This is a genomic window from Bacteroidales bacterium, assembly GCA_016709865.1.
Taxonomy (GTDB): Bacteria; Bacteroidota; Bacteroidia; order Bacteroidales; family VadinHA17; genus LD21.
Genome location: JADJLX010000005.1, coordinates 1,280,473 through 1,305,967, shown reverse-complemented (window position 1 = coordinate 1,305,967; position 25,495 = coordinate 1,280,473). Strand labels below are relative to the sequence as shown.

The window sequence follows — 25,495 nt, the reverse complement described above, 5'->3', positions numbered from 1 at the left end:
AATGAAAGAAAGTTTATTAAAAGGAAAAAAAGGAATCATTTTTGGTGCCCTTAATGAAAAATCTATTGCATGGCATGTAGCCCTGAAAGCATGGGAACAGGGTGCTGAACTGGTTCTTACCAACTCACCTGTTGCATTGAGGCTCGGGACTATCAGCGAACTGGCAAAAATAACAGGAAGTCAGGTTATTCCTGCCGACGCTACAAAGATGGATGAGATTGAAAACCTGCTGAGTGAGAGTATGAAAATATTTGGCGGCAAATTTGATTTTATTCTCCATTCGATTGGGATGTCGCCAAACGTGAGAAAAGATATACCTTATGAGCAGACAAGCTATGAAAACATGCTCAAGACATTTGACATTTCTGCTCTGAGCTTCCACCGTGTTTTACAGACTGCATACAAGCTTGATGCCCTGAATGAATGGGGATCTGTTGTTGCATTATCTTATGTTGCAGCGCAGAGGACACTCAGCGGATATAATGATATGGGCGATGCCAAAGCCCTTCTTGAGTCTATTGCAAGAAGCTTCGGGTACATTTATGGCCGCGAGAGAAGGGTGAGGATCAATACCGTTTCACAGTCACCTACACCTACTACTGCAGGTAGCGGTGTTCATGGTATTGATTCACTTCTTGATTTCTCGGAAAGGATGTCGCCCCTCGGAAATGCTACAGCTGCAGAATGTGCCGATTATTGTGTTGCTCTCTTCTCTGATCTTACTCGTAAGGTTACAATGCAAAACCTGTTTCACGATGGCGGTTTCTCAAGCATGGGTATGAGCAACAAAGCAATTGAGCAGTACCAGAAAAGCTTCGAGGAGTGTGATTGTGAGGAGGAGGCTAAAAAGATCAAACAGCAAAAGACAATAAAAAAGTAAGTAAGTATAAAAACCTATTTTTAAAGCGGTTTGCCATTAAGGTGAACCGCTTTTTTTATATTTGATTGTAACCTAAACCTGATTGTTATGATTAAGATAATTCTCCTGGTCCTTTTTTACTTCGCTTTTCCACTGGTAATAGTTTATATGTGCAGGAAATGGTCAGCTCTGAAAAAGCTAGGGTCTATTGTATTGGCCTATGCTTTCGGACTCATTCTGGGTAGTTCAGGCATTCTGCCTCAGGGGAGTGATTCATATAAGCTGGCTCTTCAGGGCAGGGCAGCACTTCCGGGTACGGAAATGGAGGCTTTGATGGCAGCAGGCACAATAAGTCAGGGTGACAGTTACGTTAATTCAATTGCATCCGCACAGGATATGCTGGTGTCAGTAATCGTCCCTCTCTCATTCCCATTACTTCTGTTTTCTCTGAATATCAGGCGCTGGCTGCGCTTCGCTAAAGATGGTTTTATATCAATGGTACTTGCACTTGTTTCAGTTGTTGTAATAGTTTCTTCAGGTTATTTTATTTTTAAACATGTAGTTCCTGATTCCTGGAAAGTAGCAGGGATGCTTGTTGGCGTTTACACAGGTGGAACACCTAACCTGGTTTCGCTGAAGGTTGCATTAGGAGTTGACCCTAATCTTTTTGTAATGACCAGCACTTACGATATGATTGTTGGAGCAATCACAATCATCTTTTTCATCACAGTGGGACCAAGAGTGTTCAGAGCTATCTTACCTCCATTTAAACATAACGGAGGCTCAGAGGGTACTGATCTGGCTTTGGCCGAAGCTGAGAGTTTTGAAGATTACTCAGGGATGCTAAAAAAAGAAAGACTCGGACAACTCTTAATAGCTCTTGGACTGGCAGTTTTGATATTTGTTATAGCATTTGTTATCAGTCTTTTAATGCCAAAAGTTTCACAGATGGTAGTTGTAATTCTTTCAATTACCACTTTGGCAATATTAGCATCTCTTGTTCCTTGGATAAACAAGATTGAAAAGACCTTTCAGCTCGGAATGTATTTCATATTGGTTTTTTCATTCACAGTGGCATCAATGGCTGATCTGAAGGTTATGTTCAGTATAGGATTTCTGGGGCTGTTTACGTATGTTACCTATGCTTATTTCGGATCATTGTTTCTGCACCTGATTCTTTCAAAGATCTTCAGGGTAAACGCAGATGACTTTCTTATTACCACAACAGCTTTTGTTTTCTCACCACCATTTGTTCCGGTAGTTGCAGGTGCTCTTAAAAACAAAGATGTTATTATTACCGGAATAACTGTTGGTATAATAGGCTATGTTGTCGGAAACTACCTTGGTGTGGGATTGGGGTATTTCCTTAAAGGCTTTTAATCCGTGAAAAACAAAATCCATTAACCACAAAGGTCACTAAGAAAATAAACGAAGGTCACAAAGAAATAGAATACAACGTTTTCCTTTGTGTGCTTTGAGTATCCTTTGTGTTCTTTGTGGTTAATGGATTTCTACTTCTGTTTAAAATAGGTAATTCAATCCAATTGAGAATCCGATATTGCCATCCTGCTCATTTAATGCTTTTCCAATATCAACCGCAATTACGAAGTTCTGGTGCATGGCCAGCATGATACTTACTCCTGCATCTGAATGAAATTTCTCTGTTCCCGGTTTGAAATAGTCATTGAAATTTTCTGCCCCTTCATAATAGGTATCGAAGATATTTTCCAGATTGTCCGGCAATTTGATATTCTTTGTAACCCTTCCGAAATCATAGAACAGATCAAGTCCCAGGTAACAGTCCTGCTTAAACAGGGTAAAGTAAAATGGTTTCCACCTCAATTCAACATTTCCAAGGAAAAAAGCATCACCAACTACTCTGTTTCTCTGAACTCCCCTTAATGTACTTGATCCTCCAAGACCTTCATTGGTGGCACCGGTAAGCCTTGATGTTATTACCTGTGTTTGATAAAAGAAAGGTGCATTTCCTGAAATAGTAGCCTGATATCCTAAACGGTAAACAAGTGAGAGATCGTTCTCAATTAATGTAAAGTACTGACGATGAGTTATAAACATTTTAGAGAAGCCCCAGTCATTTCCCATAAATGAAGGTGCTGCTTCAATTCCGATTTCTGACCAGATCCCTTTCATTGGGTTCGGCCTGTTGTCGCGGCTGTCCCAGATAACACCTGCCTTCAGAGTATTTACCCAGCCACCATCAGCTTCATTTGCTGAGATAAGTCCAAGATCGCGGTATCTCTCATAAAGACCCGGCATTGTTTCTACTGAAGGTAGCTGCTTTGCTGCATCTTTACCTTTATTAAGTTTTTCTATATCAACCGAATTGACCGTAAAATTCTGGAAAGCAAAACCGGCACTCCATCTGATGTGTTCCCCTGATAGTTTTCCCGAGAAATCATTTTTGAACCTGAACTGGTTTCGCTCAAGACGATAAAACATCCTTGATCTGTAGGATCCATCGGTTACTTCATCATCCATCCAGTTCTTATTATAAACAGATTCATATCCGTTAAATCCGAAAAAGTTATTTGCCTTATCAGGTAGATAGCTGAGGTCACTAACTAATTCCACTCCGGGGATCAGGTGCTTTGACTCATACATAAACCTGTAAATACCGCTTCCCTTCGTGAAGCGTGAGATCTCGGTATAAGTATGATCAATCCACTCGGGAAATTTACTTCCGTCGCCCCAGTTTGAAAACTCAACCAGAGCTCCATACTGGAAGCCCAGATCGGAGTCAAATGTAACTGCAGGGAGTCCGCCATCGAATTTCCATCCGGTCTTCACCTTCTTCTCCTGCGCAGATAATGAGAGTACCAGCATTGAAATAATCAAAACTGAAAAGGTCTTTTTTATCCGTAAATAATTTGATTTTAAGAGGTCGGATAGAGCTCGCATGTCATTGTTTTCATGCAAGTTTGTACTTTCTGTAAGACATGCTCGGTTCATAAATTAAGGTTTTGGTTCATAGCGTTAAAGATAAAGAAAAATGGAAATAACAATCTCTTTTTTTAATATTTGCTACCTTAGAAGCCCAATTATACTACTAAATGCTTACTGATCTGCTTATAATTAATATTAAAGGCCTTGTCCAGACAGAGACTGTTGCGAAACAGAAGGTTAGCGGAACTGAAATGTCTGAAATAAATACTATTACAGATAGCTGGCTGTACCTGAAAAACGGTTTGATAAGTGATTTCGGTAAGATGTCAGATCTCAAATCAAGCATGCAAAAGATTGAGAGTACAGTTACTGAAACTCTTGATGCTTCGGGAAGGTTCGTTTTTCCGTCATTCTGCGATTCACATACACATATAGTTTTTGCCGGAAGCCGTGAGGCTGAGTTTACCGACAAAATCAAAGGACTGTCGTACGAAGAGATTGCCAGAAGGGGAGGTGGCATCCTGAATTCTGCAAAGAGACTTCATGAAACATCTGAGGATGAGCTGTATAATCAATCGATGGTTAGGGTAAATGAAGTTATCGGTAAGGGTACAGGTGCAATTGAAATTAAGAGCGGATATGGTCTTAATCCTGAAGATGAACTTAAGATGCTGCGCGTTATAAGGAGAATTAAAAACAATTCACCTTTGGAAGTTAAGTCAACTTTTTTAGGTGCACATGCCATTCCTGCTGATTATAAAAATCGGAGGGAGGATTACATAAGCCTGATAATCAATGAAATGATTCCTGTTGTTGCATCGGAAGAACTTGCTGAATATATTGATGTCTTTTGCGATAAAGGATTCTTTACTGTTGAGGAGACCGAGAGGATCTTAATGGCCGGAATGAAATATGGTCTTATACCAAAACTCCATGCCAATGAACTTGGTTTTTCAGGGGGAGTCCAAACAGGTGTTAAGTATAATGCACTTTCGGTTGACCATCTGGAATGCACTGGAGATGACGAGATAAATGCTCTTCTCGGATCTGACACTATGCCTACCCTTCTTCCGGGATCAGCTTTTTTCCTGGGTTTGCCCGATCCTCCAGTTCGTAAGATGATTACTGCTGGACTTCCGGTCGCCTTGGCTTCTGACTATAATCCAGGTTCCTCACCTTCAGGTAATATGAAGCTTGTTATGTCGCTGGGATGTATTAAACTGAAGATGCTTCCTGAAGAAGTGATAAATGCTGTTACAATAAATTCAGCCTATGCCATGGGGATCTCTGATACCCATGGTTCCATAGCAAGGGGAAAGGTTGCCAATGTGTTTATTACTAAAGAGATACCATCCTTTGGTTTTATGCCTTATGCTTTCGGAAGTGATCTTATAGAAACGGTCATATTGAGAGGGAAGATCTGCCCCCCAACCCCCCTAAAGGGGGGCTAAAACCTGCACATATTGTAGATATTCAATTATTTTCAGAGATTAACCCCCCTTTAGTGGGGCAGGGGGGCAAAACAACATAGGAACGATGGGCAGGGGGGCAAAAGGTTATTACACAGAGAGACACAGAGGAAAAAAATAAAAATTATGGAAAAGAGAATTATAGAATGTGTTCCGAATTTCAGTGAAGGAAGGGATATGGCAATTATTAAGCAGATTACCGATGTTATTGAATCTGTTGAAGGAGTGAAATTGCTTGATGTTGATCCGGGAAAAGATACCAACCGGACCGTTGTGACCTTTGTCGGCAATCCGGAAGCAGTCTCTGAAGCCGCCTTTCTTTGCGTAAAGAAAGCATCCGAAGTTATTGATATGTCAAAGCATCATGGTGCTCACCCCAGAATGGGAGCAACAGATGTCTGTCCGTTCATACCTGTTTCAGGAATTACAATGGAAGAGACTGTCTCTTATGCCCGTAAAGTTGCTGAAAGGATTGGTAATGAGCTTGGTATACCGGTATACTGTTATGAGAATGCAGCATTCAGGGATAACAGAAAAAATCTTGCCAGCTGCAGGTCAGGAGAATATGAGGGCCTGAGGAAAAAGCTTTCAGATCCTGAATGGAAGCCCGACTTCGGACCGTCTTTGTTCAATGAAAGGTCGGGAGCAACAGCTGTTGGGGCAAGGGATTTTCTTGTTGCTTTCAATGTAAACCTGAATACAACATCAACACGCAGAGCCAATGCGATTGCTTTTGATGTGCGTGAAAAGGGAAGAGAAATTAAAAATGAAAAGGGGGAGACAATAAGTGTTCCGGGTACACTTAAAAGTGTTAAGGCTATCGGTTGGTATATTGAGGAATACGGAATAGCACAGATCTCGATGAACCTGACAAATATCTCAGTAACGCCGGTTCATATAGCTTTTGATGAAGTATGCCGTAAGGCTGAAGCCAGGGGAATAAGAGTAACAGGTTCTGAGCTTGTCGGTCTGATTCCGCTGAAGTCACTTCTTGATGCCGGCCGTTATTACCTCGCAAAGCAGGAAAGATCGGCGGGAGTGTCTGATTCAGAGCTTATTAAGATCGCAATTCGTTCTATGGGACTTAACGATATACATCAATTCAATCCTGAAGAAAAGATAATTGAATATGTTATGGCAAAAGATGATCAGAAGAAGAGACTCATAGGAATGAGTCTCTACGGGTTTGTGAATGAGACTGCTTCAGAGTCGCCGGCTCCGGGCGGAGGTTCGATTTCGGCTTATATGGGATCATTGGGTGCTGCCCTTGGTACAATGGTTGCCAATCTGTCAAGTCATAAGAAAGGCTGGGATGAGAGGTGGAAGGAGTTTTCTGACTGGGCTGAGAAAGGTAAGGCAATTCAGAATGAACTGCTTAACCTTGTTGATGAGGATACTGATGCATTCAATAAAATAATGGATGCATTCTCCCTGCCTAAGAAATCAGATGAAGAAAAAGAATTCAGAAATGCTGCGATTCAGGCTGCAACAAAAAATGCAATTCTTGTACCGTTTAAAGTAATGCAGACAGCCTTCAAGGGATTTGAACTGATTGAAAAGATGGCAGAAACCGGAAATCCGAATTCAATAACCGATGCAGGTGTGGGTGCTCTTGCACTTCTGGCATGCATTAAAGGTGCATTTCTGAATGTCAGGATCAACGCTTCCGGTTTAAAGGATAAGGAATTTGTGAACTCCATAATTTCAATGGGTGAGGAGATTGAGAGAAAAGCATCAATCGCAGAAGGGAGAATACTTGAAAATATTAACAAAAAAATTGTTATTCAGTAAGTATTAAAATTATCACGTTAAAAAACTTTAATACTGATTATTGTCATATGAAATAAATAAATATATTAGCGTCGCGATTATTTACGAAAACCTAAACTAGATTTTATGAAAAAAATCCTTATGCTTTTTTCACTGTTGCTATTGACAGGTTCCCTTGTTATGGCCCAGACAGTGCAAATCTCAGGAACTGTTACAAGTTCAGAAGATAACCTTCCTGTACCAGGGGTTTCAGTTACTGTAAAAGGTACTACTCTTGGTATGATTACAGGTATTGACGGTAAATATATTATGTCAGTACCGGCTAATTCACAGATTCTTTCCTTCAGTTTTATCGGCTTCCGCACCCAGGACGTCGCTATTGAAGGCAGAACAAAAATTGATGTGGTTCTCGAGCAGGACGTATTTAAAGTAGATGAAGTAATTGTTGTCGGATACGGCTCACAGAAAAAGAGAGAAGTAACCGGTGCAATCTCTACAGTAAAAGGTGATGCTCTTGCTTCTCTTGCCTCTCCAAGCTTTGACGGTCAGCTTGCCGGACGTTCAGCCGGTGTACAGGTAACAACACAGACCGGTGTTCTTGGTGAAGTTCCAAGACTTAGGATCAGGGGTGTAGGTTCAATATCATCAGGAACTTATCCACTTGTTGTTGTTGACGGTGTTCCAATATTTACAGGAGATCAGGGTGGTGCAGCCAGCACAAACGCCCTTGGCGATATTAATCCATCTGATATTGAATCAATGGAGATCCTTAAAGACGGTTCAGGTACTGCTATTTACGGTTCAAGAGCCGCAAACGGTGTTATTCTTATCACCACAAAGCGTGGTTCTGGAGGTAAATTCCATGTAAACTATAATAACTATTTTGGTGTTGCTCAGCCGGTACAGCTTTTCGACCTTCTTAAAGCAAATGATTTCGTTACTATCTCTAATGAAAAGAGATCTAACAGAGGTCAGGCTAACTGGGCTTCAAACGACGGCGCAGCATTCCCCGGAAGAGTATTTGATACTGACTGGCAGAAAGCTGTTCTCAGAACAAATGCAAAGCAGCAGGATCATAACCTTTCATTCTCAGGAAGTAATGAGAAATCAACTTATTATTTCTCTCTCGGTTATACCAAGCAGGACGGTGTTACAATCCCTAACGGTATGGAACGTTTCTCATTAAGAGCTAATGCTGACCAGAAAGTTAAAAAATGGCTGACTATAGGTTCAAATGTCGCTGTTACAAAAACTGATTACTATGGTCTGAATACAGGTACCAACTCACTTTCAGGTAACATTTTCTCAGCTATTCGTCAGTTGCCTAACACACCTATATATGATAAGGATGATCCATCCGGAACAGGTTACAACTTTGAAGATGGCACAAACCTTGTTGGTAAGTGGAATAACGCAACAACAATTGGTGATAACCTTCCGAACATTGTTTATACATTAAATAATAACGTTCAGTCATCAAAAATTTTCAGAACGATTGCCAATGCTTATGCCCAGTTCAATATTCTTCCTTCACTTAATTTTAAGACACAGGTAGGTGTTGATAATTCAATGGCTGAAGGCTTCCAGTACTGGAATCCTCTTCATGGTGATGGCAAAAGCAACCTCGGGTATATTTATAATGACTTCCGTAACCAGATGAGATGGAATGTTCAGAATGTTCTTTCATTCAATAAGACTTTAGCCGGTTCTCATAACCTTGGTGCTGTTCTTGTTAATGAATTGCAGGGTCAGAAAGTAAACAGCTTCTCAGGATCAGGAACTAACCTTTCCAATGAGTTTTTCAGATACAATATTATATCAGGTACCTATGGAACACAGAACTCTGGTGGATCGCTGGCTGAGAACGGTTTCATATCCTATGCAGGTAGATTGAACTATAACTATAAGGGAAAATATTTCTTACAGGGATCATTAAGATATGATGGTATCTCGTCACTTCCTGCAGCAAACAGATACGGTTTATTCCCGGGAGCATCTGTTGGTTGGACAATATCAAAAGAGCAGTTTATGTCGGGCATTACAGATGTGGTATCTGACCTTAAAGTAAGAGGTTCTTATGCTAGAGTAGGAAACGTAAGTATTGGTAACTATCCTTACTTCGGTCTCTATGGCTCAGCTAAATATGCTGACAATAATGGTATTGCCTTCAGTCAGGCCGGTAACGACCAGCTTAAGTGGGAAACGAGTACAAAATACGACTTTGGTGTTGACGTACTTTTCTTTGATGGCAAATACAAACTAACCTTTGACTACTATCTGAATGATCAGGACGGACTTATCCTGAATGCTCCGACACCTCCGTCTCTTGGTATTCCAGGTAACTCTATTTCCAAGAACATTGGAAGTATGAGAAACTGGGGTTATGAGCTATCAGCTGAGGCTTATGTGATCAGAACCAATGATTTTACATGGTCAGTAGATGGTAACGTCACATTTGCAGGTAATGAGGTTACTGCTCTTTATGAGAACCTTGATATGATCTATAACTATAATATTATAAGGGTAAATGAATCCTATAATGCAATCTATGGTTATATTTATAAAGGAGTTAATGCCGCAAACGGTAACCCGATGTATCAGAAAGCTGATGGTCAGATCGTTCAGGCAAACATACCTACTTCAACTTATGTTAACTACGATCCTGCTGATCCGACAAATGTTAGCGTTGCAGCTGCACAGCTTGGAAATGCAGATAAGAAAATTCTTGGGCCGTCATTGCCGACATATTTTGGCGCTATTAACTCAAAAGCAAATTATAAAGGATTTGATCTTAATATTATGTTCAGGTTCAGTGGTGGAAACATGGTTATGAACCGTACACGTATGGACCTTATGGGCCAGAACTTTACCAACAACAGCAAGGAAATCCTTGGCAGATGGAAGAGTGCTTCTGAACCAGGCGACGGATGGACACCAAGATTATGGGCTGCAGGCGGTAACTTTGTAAACCTTTCTGATCAGGCCAGCACAAGATGGGTTGAAAAAGGTGACTATTTCAAACTCTCAACACTGACTCTTGGATACAGCCTTCCCAAGACTCTGCTTAACCGTATTAATATCGAAAGTCTGAGGGTATTTGCCCAGGGACAGGATCTGTTTATGGTTTCCAAATACAAAGGGATAGACCCTGAAATGGAAAGCGGTGGCGTTGACTATAACGGAACCCCACGTCAGAGGGTTATTACATTTGGTATTAACCTGGGTTTATAACATTTAAAACAATCAGATTATGAAAAATATGATATCAAAATTACTACAGCTTAAGAAACTGGTTCTAGTTCCGGTCTTTCTTCTCGCTTTGTTTATATCTTCCTGCGAGGATATAATTGATCTGGCTCCATACAGTAGCATCTCTGAGACTACTGCTTATTCTACACCAAGTCTAGTTGAACTATCTGTTGTTGGGATGTATAATGGTGCCCAGAGAGGTTACTATCCTGCAAACGGTACTGGTCGCGGATATCCTTTTGGAGCAGCCTTTGTTGAGCAGGGCGACTGCCGAGGCGAAGATGCTGTAAACCTTCAGGCTTTCTATCAGTTTACCTACGAAGGTACATATACCGCATCTACAGCTAACAATGAAGCCTACTGGAGTGATACATACAGACTTATTAACAGATGCAACATGGTTATTGATGGCGTAAATGCCGCAATGCAAAAAAGTGTTATTACATCAACTGTTGGTAATCAGTATCTTGGTGAAGCTTATTTCATGAGAGCTATTGCTCATCTTGAGCTTCTTTTCCATTTTGCACGTCCTTATAAAGAGACTCCTACTGCATCACACCCTGGAGTACCTTATCGTACCAAAGCTTACACAACTCAGGTAGCAATTGACGAAGGTTCAAAACAAACCAGAAATACAGTAGCAGAATGCTATGCAAAAATTCTTGAAGACCTTAATTTTGCTGAAACCAATCTTCCTGGAAAATCAGGACGTGCTGGCAATATGAAAATTACCAGGGCTACAAAAGGTGCTGCAATTGCATTTAAAACAAGAGTATATCAGCATATGTGGGATTGGTCTAATGTAATTGCTGAAGGACAGAAACTTCTTGCCCTTCCGGCTGCTGACGGTTATTCGCTTACTGCATCTCCAGACGGACCTTTTATGAGTAATTTAAGCAATACTGAGTCAATTTTTTCAATGGAGAATTCAGCAACCAATAATCCAACTACTAATGGTTCGCTGCCTCAGATGTATAATGGAAGAGGCCGTGCGCTGGTATCCATCAGTCCTATAATATGGAGAAACGCATCATGGCTTTCAGACGATAAGAGGAGAGGCTCAACTATGGCATATACAGTTGCTTCCACCGGGATTGTGTATACTGACAAGTATAAAGATTATACAAATTTTACAGATGCATCTCCTGTAATCAGGCATGCTGAAGTACTCCTTAATATGGCTGAAGCTTATGCACGCAGAAACAGTTCAGGTGATTTTACTCTTGGATTGCAATACCTGAATCAGGTGAGAAACAGAGCACTTGCTACTCCATCTACCCAGGCTTACACAGCAGCAAGTTTTGCTGATAATACTGCACTTCTGAATGCCATATTGGTTGAGAGACGTATAGAATTTTGTATGGAAGGCCGCCGCTGGCCGGATATTCACAGATTACAGCTTGATATACCAGCCAAACTTTCAAACAGTAATCCTCCGGTCGGATCATTTACTTTAGGTACACCTTATACAGGACCTTATGGAGTAGTTGCTATTCCTTATTCAAGCTATAAGTATCTGTGGCCAATACCACAGATCGAAATAAATGCTAACCCTGTACTTGCCGCCGAACAGAATCCAGGCTGGTAAGAACCTCTGATAATAAAAAAGCTGCTCATTGAGCAGCTTTTTTTATTAGCTCAGGGCACAGAGCTCAGGGCTCAGAGAAAAAAAATAGCACTATTGTTTAGATTCTTGCCCTGCGCCCTGCGCCCTGTGCTCTGCGCTCCGTGCTTCTATATCAGACAATTCTTCTAATCGTCCTTAGTTTATGGGAGTATGACTTTATCTCCGGCTTGAATATCCCCTGATGATCAATTGAATCGATCCTTACCCTGCCTGAGGCATGTATTATAAGTCCTTTCGAAAATATCATACCCACATGTGAGATCTTACCTCTGTCATTATCGAAAAATACAAGGTCGCCGGGTTCTGATTCGTTAATGAAATCAATACTTCTTCCCGCTTCTGCCTGCTGCCAGCTATCTCGCGGGATTGATATTCCGTGGATCTTGTATACAAGCTGGACCAGTCCTGAACAATCAATCCCTGAAGGGATCCTGCCACCCCAGATGTAAGGGCTATTTATAAATTTCAATGCAGTATCGGAAAATGACTCATCAGTTGTAAAATACGATGAGCTGAAATCATCCGAGGTTGTATAAATGTTTTTACCAATATTAAATTGCTTCTTATTGAAATCAGGATTATATACTTCGCATCCTGCTTCAAGTACTATTTTTGTTTTGTCATTTTTATAACACAATAAAGATTTATTAAGAGTCGTTCCTGATGCATTGTCCTCATCTGGTGTGTTTTGCAAATGGTCCATGTCGAGCCATCCCATATATTTATCAAAGAGAGTCTCTACCTTGATCCATTTCCCTGCCTTATCAACAACATCATATTTTTCCCCGAAGAGTACCTGACTTAGCATTTCCGATTTATGTGAAGGACCGGAACGCAGCGGAACAAAAACATTCTCACATATATATCTTTCCATCGAAATTCTTTTTCTCAAAATTAGTAAATATCCGGGATTCTCTTCAGTTTTTCTCTGTGTACCCCAAGTATTGGTATTGTCACCGCAATGTGGCCCCACCATGAAGCAGAGAACTGGTTAAGTTACCTGGGAAGTTTTATGATAGTTACTTTTTCCTATCTTATTCTTTATCTTTTCCTTTCTCATTTCAGGCATGAAGTATTACTTGTCACAAGGAAGACCCTCTTTATTATTATTACAATTCTCAGCTTCCTGGCGCTTACAAGAATTCTTAAGGACTATCCAGGTTTAAACCTTCTTTTTCTAATTCCGTTTGCTATTATTCCTGTTATTATCAGAACATTCTATGATGCCAGACTGGCCCTGTTCATACTTCTGACAACCCTTATGCTTGCCGGGTTTATGGTACCTGAACCATTCGAATTTGTTGTTATGAATTTTATTACAGGCATGGTTGCAATTTTTACATTATCAAATATATACAGGAAAGGAAAACTGTTTTTTACTTCATTGTCTGTACTGATAAGTTACTCGCTGCTTTATTTTGCATTTCATCTTCTGAACGATGGCAATGTCACTGGGATTGTTAATTATGACTTCCTTCTGTTTGCTGCAAACAGCATTCTTATTTTATTAAGTTATCCGCTGATATTCATGTTTGAACAGCGTTTTCTGTTTTTATCTGATACAACTTTGCTTGAACTTGCCGATACTAACCAGCCACTTCTCAGGAAACTCGCCGAGGAGGCTCCGGGATCGTTTCAGCACTCGCTGCAGGTTGCCAACCTGGCTGAGGAGGCTGCAAGGGTAACCGGAGCAAACCTTCTCCTTGTGCGTACAGGAGCACTTTATCATGATATTGGAAAAGTAGCAAATCCTGACTATTACATTGAGAATAATAAGTTGGGTGAAAGTCCGCATGAGAATCTTAATCCGAAAGATAGTGCAAGAGTGATTCTTAATCATGTCAGAAACGGAGTGAATCTGGCTAAAAACTTCAAGGTGCCAGTTCAGATTATAGATTTTATCCGTACTCATCACGGTACAACGATTGCATATTATTTTTATAAGAAGTATACCGATCTGCAGCCATGGGATACAGGCAGCGAGAAGGAGTTTACATATCCTGGTCCCCGGCCATTTTCAAAAGAGACTGCCATTGTGATGATGGCTGATGCAGTGGAAGCATCTTCAAGAAGTCTTGCGGAATTTACGGAAGAGAAAATAGGAGAGTTGGTTGATCGTATTATTTATCTGCAGGAGCAGGATGGACAGTATTCCGATGCACCACTGACATACAAGGATATTACGGATATCAAAACAGCTTTTAAAAACCGTTTGTCCACAATCCATCATCTCCGTATCGCATATCCTGACAGGATTTCATAAAGACGTAGAGACGCAATGCATTGCGTCTCTGCAAATTAATTGCGACAAAAAATTTTACCTCATATCTACTACCTCTACACCTTTGAACTTTGCAGCGGGGTAAACAAATGTTTCAGCAACAGGTTTTTGCTTTAAGTTATAATCCACTACATTAAGTGTAATAACAACACCATCTCTTTTTTTGTATTCAAGGGATCTGAGATTTAACAGTGATTTACCGATCAGGAGCCTGACTCTGAGCAGATCACTCTTAATATCTTCAGGGTAAAGATCTATAGTCCATGTATCAGATTTATCTTCAATGAGCCTGCATTTGTAACCGTTTTTATACATCGAAAAAATTGAAGAGGGCCGGTTCTGGAAAGAGTTGTTTTTCCTGTCAGGTTTGGTTATAGTAACCTCCTTCTCAGCAGGAAGATAGCTCCATGAGATATCTCCGTTGAACCAGATCGTATTGTCAGGAAGCTCAAGATTATATTTATCCTTGCTCAGGATAATGGATCCTTTCAATGTGTCTTTAGTGTTCTCTGCCTGATCAAATGTTATCAAATTGAATTTCATTGATACCGACGGAGCACCAAGGGCATTAGATGAAAACCTGTCAAGGATTTTAATGGCTTCCTGTTCTGACTGTGCTGCTAAGCTAATAGACAGAAGCATTAATAATGTTAAACTTATAAATCTGAGTCGCATTTAGATCTTTTTACTCAAGCCTCTTCAAAATCTGTTCCAAAGCTATAAAGTCGGTGCAGAGAACATCACGGGCTTTGCTTCCCTCGAACGGTCCAACAACACCTGCTGCCTCCAGCTGGTCGATGATTCTGCCTGCACGATTATACCCGATTGATAGTTTTCTTTGTATAAGAGATGTTGATCCCTGCTGGTGCTGAACCACAAGTTTTGCGGCTTCCTCAAACATTGAGTCTCTTTTCTTAAGGTCAACATCGAGGGCTCCGGTTTCACTGTCATCAACATATTCAGGCAGATGCATAGCGTCGGCATAGCCTTTCTGCGATCCGATGAAATCAGTAAGTTCTTCGATCTCAGGCGTATCAATAAATGCACATTGTACCCTTACCGGCTCATTCCCCGATGAAACAAGCATATCGCCCCGTCCGACAAGTCTGTCAGCACCTGTAGCGTCAAGTATGGTTCTTGAGTCTATTGAAGAAAAGACCCTGAATGCAATACGTGTGGGGAAGTTGGCTTTGATGAATCCGGTAATGATATTTGCGGAAGGTCTCTGTGTGGATATTATAAGGTGGATCCCTATTGCTCTGGCTAGCTGGGCAAGCCGGCCTATCGGTCCTTCAATCTCCCTGCCGGCAGTCATTATCAGGTCGGCAAATTCATCTATTATAAGTACAATATATGGCAGGTATTTATGACCTTTTTCAGGACTAAGCTTTCTTGAAACAAACTTCTCATTATACTCCTTGATGTTACGTGACTGGGCAGCCTTAAGCAGCTCCAGCCTGTTGTCCATCTCAATGCATAACGAGTTTAATGTCTTTATAACTTTCTGGGTATCAGTAATAATTGCATCTTCTTCATCCGGCAGCTTGGCAAGAAAATGTCTTTCGATCTTCATGTAAAGCGGTAACTCCACCCTTTTGGGATCTATAAGCACAAATTTTACCTCAGCAGGGTGTTTCTTATACAGAATTGATGTGATTATGGCATTTATCCCGACTGATTTTCCCTGTCCCGTTGCACCAGCCACAAGTAAGTGAGGCATCTTGGTGAGATCTACAATATATGGCTCGTTTGTAATTGTTCTACCAAGTGCAAGGGCTATATCAAACTTTGTCTCCTGGAATGCTTTTGAAGTTATGAGAGACCTCATTGATACCATCTCAGGCTTTTTATTTGGCACCTCAATACCGACGGTACCTCTACCCGGAATAGGTGCTATAATTCTGATCCCAAGAGCAGAAAGATTAAGTGCAATGTCGTCCTCCAGCGACTTGATACGAGCAAGTCTCACACCTCTTTCGGGGACAATTTCATATAGAGTTACTGTCGGACCAACTGTTGCTGAAATGCTCTTAATACTGATCTTATGATCTCCCAGTGTTTTAATTATGTTCTCCTTGTTTTCAAAGACTTCAGTGTTATCGAAGGCACTTTCAGATTTATGTTCTTTAAGTATTGAAACGGGAGGAAACTTATAACGTGAAAGATCAAGTCGGGGATCATAGTTTTCCATTATTTTCTGCACCTCCTGATCGGAAAGCATGTCGCTGGCATCGGGACGTATTATATTTATAGGTACGTGACCCTCTTCAGGTACGACAGGAACTTCTTCTTCATCTGCATCAAAATCGCGAATTATAGAACCGGTTCCCCCCACTTCGGGTACAATTTCGTCAAAATCATCTTCAGGTGTTGTATTCGTGTTTTTGACAATAAACTCAACAGGCTCATCTGCATCAGGCTCCATATCTTCCTGCTCATCTTCCGGGATCAGCGGGTCAGTAATAGTCTCTGGTACAGCACCCTCCTCTGCCTTTTTTCTGAATCTCAGGAACTGAGGGATCTTTAATCCGAATGATTCAGGTTTCACTTTCAGTGCAAAAATCAGGTATGAGATTGTCAGAAAGGCCATTAATACCCCTGTTCCAACCTTTCCCATAAAGGAATTCATCCATCGGGTTATCAAATAACCCTGTGCACCACCCGGACCGCTTATCAGGTATCCGTTTGCCTGGCCAAAAATATATCCAAGGATTAATGACAGGAATATTGCAGCAAAAGTGAATTTTACAATTAGTTTGAAGAGGCTTATTTTGGGGAAGTTAAGAAGGTAAAGGCCTATTGTTCCAAATATTACCGGTATAAAAAATGCACCATATCCAAAGCCAAAACCGATTATCATTTTGGCCAGGAAGTGGCCGCTTTTCCCTGACCAGTTTCTAACCTGTACCTCTGCTCCGGATATTATTTCAGAGTCGGGAAGGCTTTGATCTGTTTTCCACCAGAAGAGATAAGAGACACATGCGAGTAAAAGGTACATGGCAAATCCGGTTATCAGAATTCCAAAGAGGAATTTTACCCTTTCATCAGAAAGAAATGATTTTGATTTTCCGGATGGTTTTGTGGATTTTGTGCTTTTTTTAGAAGGCTCTTCCTTCTCTTTTATCTTCTCTGCCATAATTTATGTCAAAACAAGGATCCTTTGTAACGCAATCCAAAGGTAATAGAAAAAAAGGCAATAGGCAAACATGCCTTGTCAAAGGGTTATGATGTAATGAAGGCAAATGGTAACTGGAAGAAAAATGACTGGAATGTCAGTCTCTTAAAGCATCTGATTAATAAACTTATTGATATTCTCTTTTGTTACTCTGACAAAATCATCCCGTCTTTCAAAAGTTTCGTCTGGAATATCCTTTTTGTAAACAGTTTCAGCTTCGAAATGGAGTTCAGATGGTCCCATCAGAAAGAAGAATCCTAACAGGACACCATCAATCTCATTGAAAGGAGTAGCGGCATTAGGATCTTTTACTTCAATTTCATTAGTATACCAGATGTTATAAATTTTATTTCTGTCCTTTCCGAAGGTTACCTCAGCATTTTTGCAGGTAAATCCACAGATTACTTTTGTCTTGGAAGTTTTTTTCAGAATCATGTCATCCATAGCTTCAAAGCCAGGGAACAGTTCACCTGATTTTGCGGCATAATAGAACTTTTTTGTAAAGAGACTGAAGTAAGTATCGAATATTCCTTTTTCAGGATTTGCAAGATTCATGATTCCTGACTTTCCAAATCCGATCATCTCGAAAAGAATCTTGTCACTCTTAAAAGATACTATCAGATTCTGAGGCAGGTATTCCTTGGGCACACCAAAGTTACCTATATAATTTATGTTATAATGGATCTCGCCCTGATCTATATATTTCCCCCCTTTTTCCTTACAGGAGTACCCTGTCATTGCAAAGATTACCGCAATGAACAACACATAGCTGAATCTCACTTATATATCTGTATTTTGAATTATGTAAATGTAACAATTTTTTTAAACATAAGTTCTTCCATCTGATAATTATCAGACCAACAGCATAAATATGTTATTAAGCATGTTTAAAAACAACTCGAAAAACCTCCGCTTTATGTTGATTTATATTGAATTTGGTAATTTTGTGTTGTTGAAAATAATGACTGATGAAGAAAAAACTTGCAGTAGTTGCTCTCGGAGGTAATGCTCTCCTGAGGGGAGATCAGATTGGAACAATTGATGAACAGGAACAGAATACGACAGAGACACTCGAGAATCTGGTTTTTCTGATTAACGAAGGGTATGATCTGGTAATTACTCATGGGAATGGTCCTCAGGTTGGTAATATTCTGATGAGGAATGATGCAGGGGAGCAGCTATATAAGATAGCCCAGATGCCTATCGATATTTGTGTTGCAGATTCACAGGGCGGCATCGGATATATGATTGAAAGGATGTTCAGAAATGTTTTGAACAAGCATGGGATAAATAAAAATGTAATCTGCCTGGTAACCCAGGTGCTTGTCGATATTAATGATCCCGCTTTTACCGATCCTCAGAAAAGAGTGGGGAAGATTTACTCAAAGGAGGAGTCGGAGGAGCTGGCTGCAAATAAAGGCTGGATCTTTAAGGAGGAAGTAAAGGTTCAGGGCGGATACCGGAGAGTGGTGCCTTCTCCGGTTCCGATAGGTGTCATAAATGAAAAAATAATAAGCGATCTGGCACGAAAAGGAAATATTGTCATTGCAGCCGGAGGCGGGGGTGTCCCTGTTTATATTGATGAGAAAAATGATGTCCGGCCGGCAGAAGCGGTTATCGATAAGGACATGGCATCAGCATTACTCGCAACACAGATTGGCGCAGATGAGTTTTATATATTGACTGATGTACCTTATATATATATCAACTACAGGAAACCTAATCAGGAAATAAAGGAATTCCTTAATTACGCAGATACCCTTAAGTACCTGAATGAAGGACAGTTCACGAAAGGTAGTATGGAACCCAAGATCCAGGCCTGCCTGAATTTTATAAAGAGTGGCGGCAGGAAAAGTGTTATAACTGAGGCATTTAAGCTTGCCGATATGAAGTATGGTTCGAAGATTACTATGGAGTATGAGGATGACCGGAGGTAGGTGAGGGGGAGAAGGCATAGCCTTCAACGCAGGCTATAGGGATAAAAATGGTAAAGCATTACAAGATTTCCCCTCCTTTTGAAGGAGGGGTGGTCGGGACGATTGAGCATCAAATATTTACGCATTTGATTTCCCGACCGGGGTGGTTGATTAATAGATATTTCCTTACCTTTTGTGGTATCAAAGACCTTAATTTGTAAAAAATGAGATTAGAAAAACCTTTAAAAGAAGAGATCCGGAATTTGAATAAACAATCAACCACCCCGGCTGGTATTAGCATTTGTATCATAATTTAAAAGTGGCCCAGCCACCCCTCCTTCAAAAGGAGGGGAAATATATATGCCATGCATTAGATGCTTTACATTTTTTATGTACTAAACTCTCTCACTATTTTACTAAACTAACACTCCGTGGTTAATTATTTTGTATTCTTATTTTACCGTTATACTTTTGTTCCTGATAAATTAAATTCAATATTATGGCAATCGATCTTAAAAACCGTCACTTTCTGAAGCTCCTGGATTTTAAACCGGAGGAGATAAGATATCTTCTTGATCTTTCAGCAGATCTTAAGAAATCAAAGAAAAACGGAACTGAAAAACAGTATCTTACCGGTAAGAACATAGCTCTCATTTTTGAAAAAGCTTCTACGCGAACCAGGTGTGCATTTGAAGTTGCAGCTTATGACCAGGGAGCCCATGTAACATACCTTGGACCAACAGGTTCACAGATCGGACAGAAAGAGTCGATGAAAGATACAGCAAGGGTTTTGGGTGGCATGTACGACGGTATTGAATACCGCGGTTACGGTCAGGAGATAGTTGAAGAGCTTGCCAAATATGCTGGTGTGCCGGTGTGGAACGGACTGACAAATGAGTTTCATCCGACTCAGATTCTTGCAGATTTTCTTACAATGATTGAACACTCTGATAAGCCTCTCAGCAAGATGGTTTTCTGTTATCTTGGCGATGCCCGTTATAATATGGGAAACTCGCTTATGGTTGGATCTGCTAAGATGGGAATTGATTTCAGGATCGCAGCCCCTAAAGCTTATCAGCCCGGCGAAGATCTGGTTGCAAAATGCCGGTCGATAGCAAAAGAGACAGGTGCAAAAATTACAATAACCGACAATGTGGCGGCTGCCGTCAAAGATGCTGACTTCCTTTACACAGATGTATGGGTTTCAATGGGAGAACCTGATTCAGTATGGGAGGAGAGAATAACAGCATTGAAACCATTCCAGGTAAACATGAATGTGATTAAAGCGACCGGTAATCCGAAGGTTAAATTCCTGCACTGTCTGCCTGCATTTCACAACAGGGAAACCAAAGTAGGCGAGGAGATTTTTAAGAAATTTGGTCTCGACGGTATGGAAGTAACCGAGGATGTCTTTGAATCAGAACACTCTATAGTATTTGACGAAGCTGAAAACAGACTGCATACTATCAAAGCGGTGATGGTGGCGACGCTGGGCTCTAAGTAGCATATTTTGATAAATTTCCCCTCCTTCAAAAGGAGGGGAAATTTTCTATACTGTTTCTCATTCATCCGCCAACCTTAGTGTGACGACTATGTCCCTTTTCCCTTGGCTTCAGGCTATCCACTCCTTAATAAAAAAGAACGTCATCACAGAAGCTGCGGCCAGTTTCAGTCCTATGCCTGTAAGGAAACCAAGAAGGCTGCCAAAACCTGCTTTCATTGCATAGTTAATATCATCTTTGAAGATCATCTCACCAACAAATGCACCGATGAGTGGTCCGATTATCATTCCTAATGGTCCGAGAAAGAGACCTATAATCAGCCCCACAGTTGCGCCTCTGGTCCCATATTTTGATCCTCCGAATTTTTTAGTACCCCATACCGGGACTACATAATCAAGGATAGTGACAATTACTGTAACTGCTCCGAGAATAATAAGTGCAGTATTAGAAAAGTCGCCAAATCTGGAGAAGTGAAGCAAAAGTAATCCGATAAAACTTATTGGGGGGCCTGGTAACACAGGAACAAGGCAGCCAATGATGCCAAGGATCATAAGTAGGATCCCAAATATAAGAAGTATATAATCAGACATTTAAGTATTTCTACTTTTTGCCGAGATCGTCGAACTCTACATTTGTAAACTCTTCAGCTGCCACAGAAGTACTTTCTGCTACCGGTTCGGTGTTCGATGATTTGCCAGGTGCAATATATTCGGGCTGACCATTATCAATGTATGAAACAACATCGGTCAGACCTTCTGCAAACTTCTCAAAATCTTCCTTATACAGGAAAATCTTGTGCTTTTCATAAAAAACTTTCCCTTCTTTGCCTAAACGCTTCTTGCTCTCAGTAATAGTAAGATAAAAATCATCCTTACGTGTTGCTTTAACATCAAAAAAGTAGGTTCTTTTTCCGGCACGTACAACCCTGGTAAATATTTCTTCCTTAATATTTTTATCCTCATGCCCGTTTGTGACTTCCTTTTTTCCGGCTTCTTCTTCCATTTCTAAGTCAGTTAGTTTTAGGGTTTTCTTTTATATTGTCAAATGTAACAATTATTTTCTCAAATCAAAACGCGCTGATTAATTTTGCATTCTTGTTTTGAGGCTACCGGAAAAAGAGTATTTTTGCACCGGAAAATTGAGGTTCTTTATAAATGATAAGCAGAAGATTACTACGCATAAAAGCCCTTATGGCTCTGTATGCTTTTAACCGCAGGGAGGATGGAAATCTTACCCAGGCCGAAACCGAACTTATGTTCAGCATTGGTAAGACTTACGATCTTTATCACTACCTGCTGTTACTTGTTCTGGAAATATCTGATATTGCCGGAGAGAAGATAGATCAGGCACTTCAGAAAAGAATGCCCACACCCGAAGACCTGAATCCGAAAAGAAGGTTTGTCGACAACATGCTTATCGCTCAGCTCAGAAAGAACAATGCGTTCAAAGAGTATATAGCATCAAAGAAGCTGTCGTGGATTAATAATTCACATATCCCTCGTCTTCTTTACAATAAAATGCTGTCATGGGATGTTTATGAAGAGTATATGCTGTCGGAATCCCATAACTATGTATCTGACAAGAAATTTATTGTTAAACTTATAACAGTACTCTTCTCTGAATCTGAAGACCTTCAGTCGAACCTCGAAGAACAGAGTATTTTCTGGAACGATGATATGGAGTATATTTCAGCAATGGTCGAAAAAACACTGAAGAAGTTCAAAGCCGACTCCGGTGAGAATACTCCTCTGATGGAATTATTTAAAAATGAGGAGGATGAGGAGTTTGTTAAAATCCTTTTCAGAAAAGCAATACTGAATCAGAAAAAATGTTCTGAGCTTATTGATAAAAACACCACTAACTGGGAGGTTGAACGTATTGCCCTGATGGATATACTTGTTATGCAACTGGCTATAACTGAGATATCTGAGTTCCCGGAGATCCCTGTTAAGGTCACACTAAATGAATACATAGAGATTGCAAAATACTACTGTACATCAAAAAGCAGTACCTTTGTCAATGGCATTCTTGATAATATAGTGAAAGAGATGAGGGAGGAGGGCCTTTTCCTGAAAGCCGGAAGAGGTTTGGTTGGAGAGAACTAACAGGAATATGAAGAGAAGCATAATACTTTTTTGTTTGATAACTGCCTTTGTGGCAATAGATTGCACTGGCAGGAAGAATGAGAATGATAGTAGTTCACCTGCAGGTTTTTCTGCGGACGGCAAGGCAGAAATCAGTTTCAGGGAATATGAACATGATTTCGGCAAAGTGGCTGAAGGCGAAAAGATTGCATATGTTTTTACATTTGAGAATAGCGGAACCACCGATCTGGTGATAAAATCAGCATCATCTACCTGTGGTTGTACTGTTCCTAAATATGATACAAGACCTGTTTCCCCGGGGAAAGGAGGCAATCTTGAGGTTGTTTTTGATACGTCAGGAAGAAGCGGACAACAGACTAAAACAATAACTGTAAAGTCCAATGCATCAAAGCCTGTGGTATTACTTAAAATAACCGCTGAAGTAGTAACCAATATCAATTAATAATAATTAATAATCCAGAAAATGACCAATTTTGCTTACTTATTTTTAATGGGCCAGCCAGCAGGAGGAGCCACACAGACTAATCCGCTTGTTACATTCCTTCCTTTGATACTTGTATTTGTGGTGTTCTACTTTTTCATGATCAGACCACAAATGAAGAAACAAAAAGAGATGAACAACTACAGAAGCTCTCTGAAAAGAGGCGATAAAGTTGTTACAACCGGTGGTATATATGGCAGAGTATACGAAGTAAAGGAAAACTATGTAACTGTTGATGTTGGCGGTGATATCAAACTTAAAATTGATAAAAACGCCCTTCTGAAAGATCCATCCGCAGAGGAATAGTCTTGAAAGGGGATGTTGAGACACGGACAGAACTTACGAAAAAGGGAGTAGGTGGAATCAACAGAGATGTTGCAGTTTTTGCCTTCTTCCTTCTTCTCTCTTTTGTTTTCTGGTACCTGAATTCCCTTGGAAAAGAAACAGAAGCAGGGATAAAGTATCCCGTAAAGTTTACCAACCTTCCAAAAGAAAGAATAATAGCGGAGAAACCACAAATGTGGTTAAATATCTATCTCAAAGGCACAGGCTCTTCAATAATGAAACTGAAATTTTCAGGAGACAAAACACCTGTGAATATAGACATCTCAAAAGTAAATTATAAGAGAGTGCCGGGCAGTAAAGATCTTGATTACTACATAGTTTCATCAGGCCTCATAAAAAGTCTTACAGTTCAGCTCAGGTCGGGATGTGAGATAACATCAATAAAGCCCGATACAATTTTTTTCTCTTTAGAAAAAGCCGGCAACAGTTCAGTTAAATCAGGAAACAATGCCAAATGATACCAAACCCGGATTTAAGCTTGGAATAACCGGCGGAATAGGAAGTGGAAAAACTTCTGTTTGCAGGGTATTTAACGTTCTGGGCATCCCGTTTTTCTCCGCAGACCCTGAGGCAAAACTGATAATGGACAGTGATACGACTATTATGAAACGTATCAATTCAATTGCAGGGAAGGATCTGTATGAAAAAGGCGCTCTTGACCGTATGGAGCTGGCAAAGCTTATCTTCAATGATAACTCTCTGCTTGAAAAGGTAAACTCACTAGTCCACCCTGTTGTATTTGAACATTTCAGACTTTGGGAAGCTCAGCAGAATTCCCCGTATGTTATTATTGAAGCCGCTATCATGTTTGAAAGCGGAGCAGATAAACTGGTCGACAGGATTGCAACAATCGTTGCACCTATTGAGGAGAGAGTCGACAGGGTAAAACACAGAAATAACCTGTCGCGGGAACAGGTTCTGGAACGGATGAGAAACCAGATGGATGATGAATCAAGAATTAAACTATCTGATTATGTGATATATAATTCAGAAAATGACATGATAATTCCTGCTATACTGAAGATACATGAAGACATTTTAAAATATATAAATTCTGCTGGCTGATTATGGGAATATTTGGAAAATGGCTTGGAGGCGGACTCGGATTTGTTATGGGAGGACCAATTGGCGGACTTCTTGGTTTTCTTGTCGGCTCCGTAATTGACAGTACAACAGTTCATACTTCAACATACAGAACAGGAAGTACTACGACTAAACAAGGCGATTTTGGAATGAGCCTGCTTGTTCTGGTAGCCGCTGTTATGAAGGCTGATGGAACTGTTGTAAAGTCTGAACTCGACTATGTGAAACAGTTTTTTGTCAGGCAGTTTGGACAGGAGTCTGCTAAACAGGCGACTCTTATGCTGAAAGATATCCTGAAGCAGGATATTCCAGTAAGGGATGTATGCGAACAGATTAAGAGCAATATGGATTATTCTTCACGTCTTCAGTTGCTGCATCTTCTGTTTAATGTTTCTCTGGCCGATACAACAATTCACCGTGCTGAGATTGAGCTACTCGAAAAAATTTCAACATATCTTGGCGTTACCTCAGTCGATTTCCTCTCCATCAAGAATATGTTCATACCTGAAACGGATTCATCCTATAAGATTCTTGAAATTGCACCTTCGGCTACAAATGATGAGGTTAAAAAAGCTTACCGTCGCATGGCAATGAAATATCATCCCGATAAAGTGAGTCATCTTGGTGATGATTTCAGAAAGACTGCTGATGAGAAGTTCAAGAAAGTTAATGAGGCATACGAAAAGATCAAAAAAGAACGAAACTTAGTCTGAAAGAATTAAATAAAAA

At 40.4% G+C, this 25,495-nt stretch carries 22 protein-coding genes; 15 read left to right on the top strand and 7 right to left on the bottom strand.

The genetic code is table 11. The features are described 5' to 3' along the window. Position 1 precedes the first annotated feature (1 nt). Positions 2-880 (top strand): enoyl-ACP reductase, encoded by an 879-nt coding sequence (locus IPJ16_14015; GenBank protein MBK7628288.1) that lies wholly within the window; start codon positions 2-4, stop codon positions 878-880. Positions 881-967: 87 nt separating this feature from the next. Continuing rightward, positions 968-2,239, top strand: coding sequence for a DUF819 family protein (locus IPJ16_14010; GenBank protein ID MBK7628287.1), 1,272 nt, complete (start codon positions 968-970; stop codon positions 2,237-2,239). A gap of 141 nt (positions 2,240-2,380) precedes the next feature. Here IPJ16_14010 and IPJ16_14005 read toward each other — a convergent pair whose 3' ends face one another. Continuing rightward, a complete protein-coding gene (locus tag IPJ16_14005) occupies positions 2,381-3,829 on the bottom strand; it encodes a BamA/TamA family outer membrane protein (protein ID MBK7628286.1) in 1,449 nt (482 codons plus the stop codon). Positions 3,830-3,930: 101 nt separating this feature from the next. Here IPJ16_14005 and IPJ16_14000 point away from each other — a divergent pair, with 101 nt between their 5' ends. The 4 genes from IPJ16_14000 (at position 3,931) to IPJ16_13985 (ending at position 11,839) form a co-directional block, all read left to right on the top strand. Further along, entirely contained in the window at positions 3,931-5,214 is a 1,284-nt protein-coding gene (locus IPJ16_14000; protein MBK7628285.1) for an imidazolonepropionase, read from the top strand. A 144-nt stretch (positions 5,215-5,358) separates the two neighbouring features. Next, the gene (gene ftcD / locus IPJ16_13995) at positions 5,359-7,023 is read left to right on the top strand and encodes a glutamate formimidoyltransferase (GenBank protein ID MBK7628284.1); all 1,665 of its coding nucleotides are present in this window, start codon (positions 5,359-5,361) and stop codon (positions 7,021-7,023) included. Between the two features lie 105 nt (positions 7,024-7,128). Continuing rightward, the gene (locus IPJ16_13990) at positions 7,129-10,233 is read left to right on the top strand and encodes a TonB-dependent receptor (GenBank protein MBK7628283.1); all 3,105 of its coding nucleotides are present in this window, start codon (positions 7,129-7,131) and stop codon (positions 10,231-10,233) included. A 19-nt stretch (positions 10,234-10,252) separates the two neighbouring features. Further along, complete coding sequence (locus IPJ16_13985) at positions 10,253-11,839, top strand: RagB/SusD family nutrient uptake outer membrane protein (protein ID MBK7628282.1); 1,587 nt, start codon at positions 10,253-10,255, stop codon at positions 11,837-11,839. 151 nt (positions 11,840-11,990) lie between these two features. On the opposite strand, the gene IPJ16_13980 is transcribed toward IPJ16_13985, so the two are convergent. Beyond that, the gene (locus IPJ16_13980; protein MBK7628281.1) at positions 11,991-12,752 is read right to left on the bottom strand and encodes a C40 family peptidase; all 762 of its coding nucleotides are present in this window, start codon (positions 12,750-12,752) and stop codon (positions 11,991-11,993) included. 138 nt (positions 12,753-12,890) lie between these two features. On the opposite strand from IPJ16_13980, the gene IPJ16_13975 reads away from it, so the two are divergent. Then, positions 12,891-14,141, top strand: a complete 1,251-nt coding sequence (locus IPJ16_13975) for an HDIG domain-containing protein (GenBank protein ID MBK7628280.1) — start codon at positions 12,891-12,893, stop codon at positions 14,139-14,141. A gap of 54 nt (positions 14,142-14,195) precedes the next feature. Here the strand turns inward: IPJ16_13975 and IPJ16_13970 are convergent, their stop codons facing one another. The 3 genes from IPJ16_13970 to IPJ16_13960 form a co-directional block, all read right to left on the bottom strand. Then, positions 14,196-14,834 carry an outer membrane lipoprotein carrier protein LolA gene (locus tag IPJ16_13970; protein ID MBK7628279.1) on the bottom strand — a complete coding sequence of 213 codons (639 nt, stop codon included), beginning with the start codon at positions 14,832-14,834 and terminating at the stop codon, positions 14,196-14,198. A gap of 10 nt (positions 14,835-14,844) precedes the next feature. Beyond that, positions 14,845-17,295, bottom strand: coding sequence for a DNA translocase FtsK 4TM domain-containing protein (locus tag IPJ16_13965; protein MBK7628278.1), 2,451 nt, complete (start codon positions 17,293-17,295; stop codon positions 14,845-14,847). A gap of 144 nt (positions 17,296-17,439) precedes the next feature. Further along, positions 17,440-18,114 carry a hypothetical protein gene (locus tag IPJ16_13960; GenBank protein MBK7628277.1) on the bottom strand — a complete coding sequence of 225 codons (675 nt, stop codon included), beginning with the start codon at positions 18,112-18,114 and terminating at the stop codon, positions 17,440-17,442. 188 nt (positions 18,115-18,302) lie between these two features. Between IPJ16_13960 and IPJ16_13955 the strand changes: the two genes are divergently transcribed. Both IPJ16_13955 and argF read left to right on the top strand, forming a co-directional pair. Continuing rightward, entirely contained in the window at positions 18,303-19,271 is a 969-nt protein-coding gene (locus IPJ16_13955; protein MBK7628276.1) for a carbamate kinase, read from the top strand. Between the two features lie 478 nt (positions 19,272-19,749). Beyond that, entirely contained in the window at positions 19,750-20,754 is a 1,005-nt protein-coding gene (gene argF, locus IPJ16_13950; protein ID MBK7628275.1) for an ornithine carbamoyltransferase, read from the top strand. A gap of 108 nt (positions 20,755-20,862) precedes the next feature. Here the strand turns inward: argF and IPJ16_13945 are convergent, their stop codons facing one another. Beyond that, on the bottom strand, positions 20,863-21,342 hold the full coding sequence (locus tag IPJ16_13945) for a DUF456 domain-containing protein (protein MBK7628274.1): 480 nt from the start codon (positions 21,340-21,342) through the stop codon (positions 20,863-20,865). A 10-nt stretch (positions 21,343-21,352) separates the two neighbouring features. After that, entirely contained in the window at positions 21,353-21,754 is a 402-nt protein-coding gene (locus IPJ16_13940) for a PUR family DNA/RNA-binding protein (GenBank protein ID MBK7628273.1), read from the bottom strand. 152 nt (positions 21,755-21,906) lie between these two features. Between IPJ16_13940 and nusB the strand changes: the two genes are divergently transcribed. The 6 genes from nusB to IPJ16_13910 are packed head-to-tail and all read left to right on the top strand — an operon-like array spanning position 21,907 to position 25,479. Next, on the top strand, positions 21,907-22,857 hold the full coding sequence (gene nusB / locus IPJ16_13935) for a transcription antitermination factor NusB (protein ID MBK7628272.1): 951 nt from the start codon (positions 21,907-21,909) through the stop codon (positions 22,855-22,857). Between the two features lie 7 nt (positions 22,858-22,864). After that, a complete protein-coding gene (locus tag IPJ16_13930; protein ID MBK7628271.1) occupies positions 22,865-23,299 on the top strand; it encodes a DUF1573 domain-containing protein in 435 nt (144 codons plus the stop codon). Positions 23,300-23,347: 48 nt separating this feature from the next. Beyond that, positions 23,348-23,644 carry a preprotein translocase subunit YajC gene (gene yajC, locus IPJ16_13925; GenBank protein MBK7628270.1) on the top strand — a complete coding sequence of 99 codons (297 nt, stop codon included), beginning with the start codon at positions 23,348-23,350 and terminating at the stop codon, positions 23,642-23,644. Positions 23,645-23,646: 2 nt separating this feature from the next. Beyond that, the gene (locus IPJ16_13920; GenBank protein MBK7628269.1) at positions 23,647-24,141 is read left to right on the top strand and encodes a hypothetical protein; all 495 of its coding nucleotides are present in this window, start codon (positions 23,647-23,649) and stop codon (positions 24,139-24,141) included. After that, positions 24,131-24,748, top strand: coding sequence for a dephospho-CoA kinase (locus IPJ16_13915; protein MBK7628268.1), 618 nt, complete (start codon positions 24,131-24,133; stop codon positions 24,746-24,748). The genes IPJ16_13920 and IPJ16_13915 overlap by 11 nt, the downstream gene beginning before the upstream one ends. Before the next feature lie 2 nt (positions 24,749-24,750). After that, positions 24,751-25,479 (top strand): TerB family tellurite resistance protein, encoded by a 729-nt coding sequence (locus IPJ16_13910; protein ID MBK7628267.1) that lies wholly within the window; start codon positions 24,751-24,753, stop codon positions 25,477-25,479. The last annotated feature ends 16 nt before the right edge of the window (positions 25,480-25,495 follow it).

Coding starts and splice junctions, on each gene's coding strand:
- IPJ16_14015 (MBK7628288.1), top strand. CDS start 2: ATGAAAGAAAGTTTATTAAAAGGAAAAAAAGGAATCATTTTTGGTGCC.
- IPJ16_14010 (MBK7628287.1), top strand. CDS start 968: ATGATTAAGATAATTCTCCTGGTCCTTTTTTACTTCGCTTTTCCACTG.
- IPJ16_14005 (MBK7628286.1), bottom strand. CDS start 3,829: ATGAACCGAGCATGTCTTACAGAAAGTACAAACTTGCATGAAAACAAT.
- IPJ16_14000 (MBK7628285.1), top strand. CDS start 3,931: ATGCTTACTGATCTGCTTATAATTAATATTAAAGGCCTTGTCCAGACA.
- ftcD (MBK7628284.1), top strand. CDS start 5,359: ATGGAAAAGAGAATTATAGAATGTGTTCCGAATTTCAGTGAAGGAAGG.
- IPJ16_13990 (MBK7628283.1), top strand. CDS start 7,129: ATGAAAAAAATCCTTATGCTTTTTTCACTGTTGCTATTGACAGGTTCC.
- IPJ16_13985 (MBK7628282.1), top strand. CDS start 10,253: ATGAAAAATATGATATCAAAATTACTACAGCTTAAGAAACTGGTTCTA.
- IPJ16_13980 (MBK7628281.1), bottom strand. CDS start 12,752: ATGGAAAGATATATATGTGAGAATGTTTTTGTTCCGCTGCGTTCCGGT.
- IPJ16_13975 (MBK7628280.1), top strand. CDS start 12,891: ATGATAGTTACTTTTTCCTATCTTATTCTTTATCTTTTCCTTTCTCAT.
- IPJ16_13970 (MBK7628279.1), bottom strand. CDS start 14,834: ATGCGACTCAGATTTATAAGTTTAACATTATTAATGCTTCTGTCTATT.
- IPJ16_13965 (MBK7628278.1), bottom strand. CDS start 17,295: ATGGCAGAGAAGATAAAAGAGAAGGAAGAGCCTTCTAAAAAAAGCACA.
- IPJ16_13955 (MBK7628276.1), top strand. CDS start 18,303: ATGAAGAAAAAACTTGCAGTAGTTGCTCTCGGAGGTAATGCTCTCCTG.
- argF (MBK7628275.1), top strand. CDS start 19,750: ATGGCAATCGATCTTAAAAACCGTCACTTTCTGAAGCTCCTGGATTTT.
- IPJ16_13945 (MBK7628274.1), bottom strand. CDS start 21,342: ATGTCTGATTATATACTTCTTATATTTGGGATCCTACTTATGATCCTT.
- IPJ16_13940 (MBK7628273.1), bottom strand. CDS start 21,754: ATGGAAGAAGAAGCCGGAAAAAAGGAAGTCACAAACGGGCATGAGGAT.
- nusB (MBK7628272.1), top strand. CDS start 21,907: ATGATAAGCAGAAGATTACTACGCATAAAAGCCCTTATGGCTCTGTAT.
- IPJ16_13930 (MBK7628271.1), top strand. CDS start 22,865: ATGAAGAGAAGCATAATACTTTTTTGTTTGATAACTGCCTTTGTGGCA.
- yajC (MBK7628270.1), top strand. CDS start 23,348: ATGGGCCAGCCAGCAGGAGGAGCCACACAGACTAATCCGCTTGTTACA.
- IPJ16_13915 (MBK7628268.1), top strand. CDS start 24,131: ATGCCAAATGATACCAAACCCGGATTTAAGCTTGGAATAACCGGCGGA.
- IPJ16_13910 (MBK7628267.1), top strand. CDS start 24,751: ATGGGAATATTTGGAAAATGGCTTGGAGGCGGACTCGGATTTGTTATG.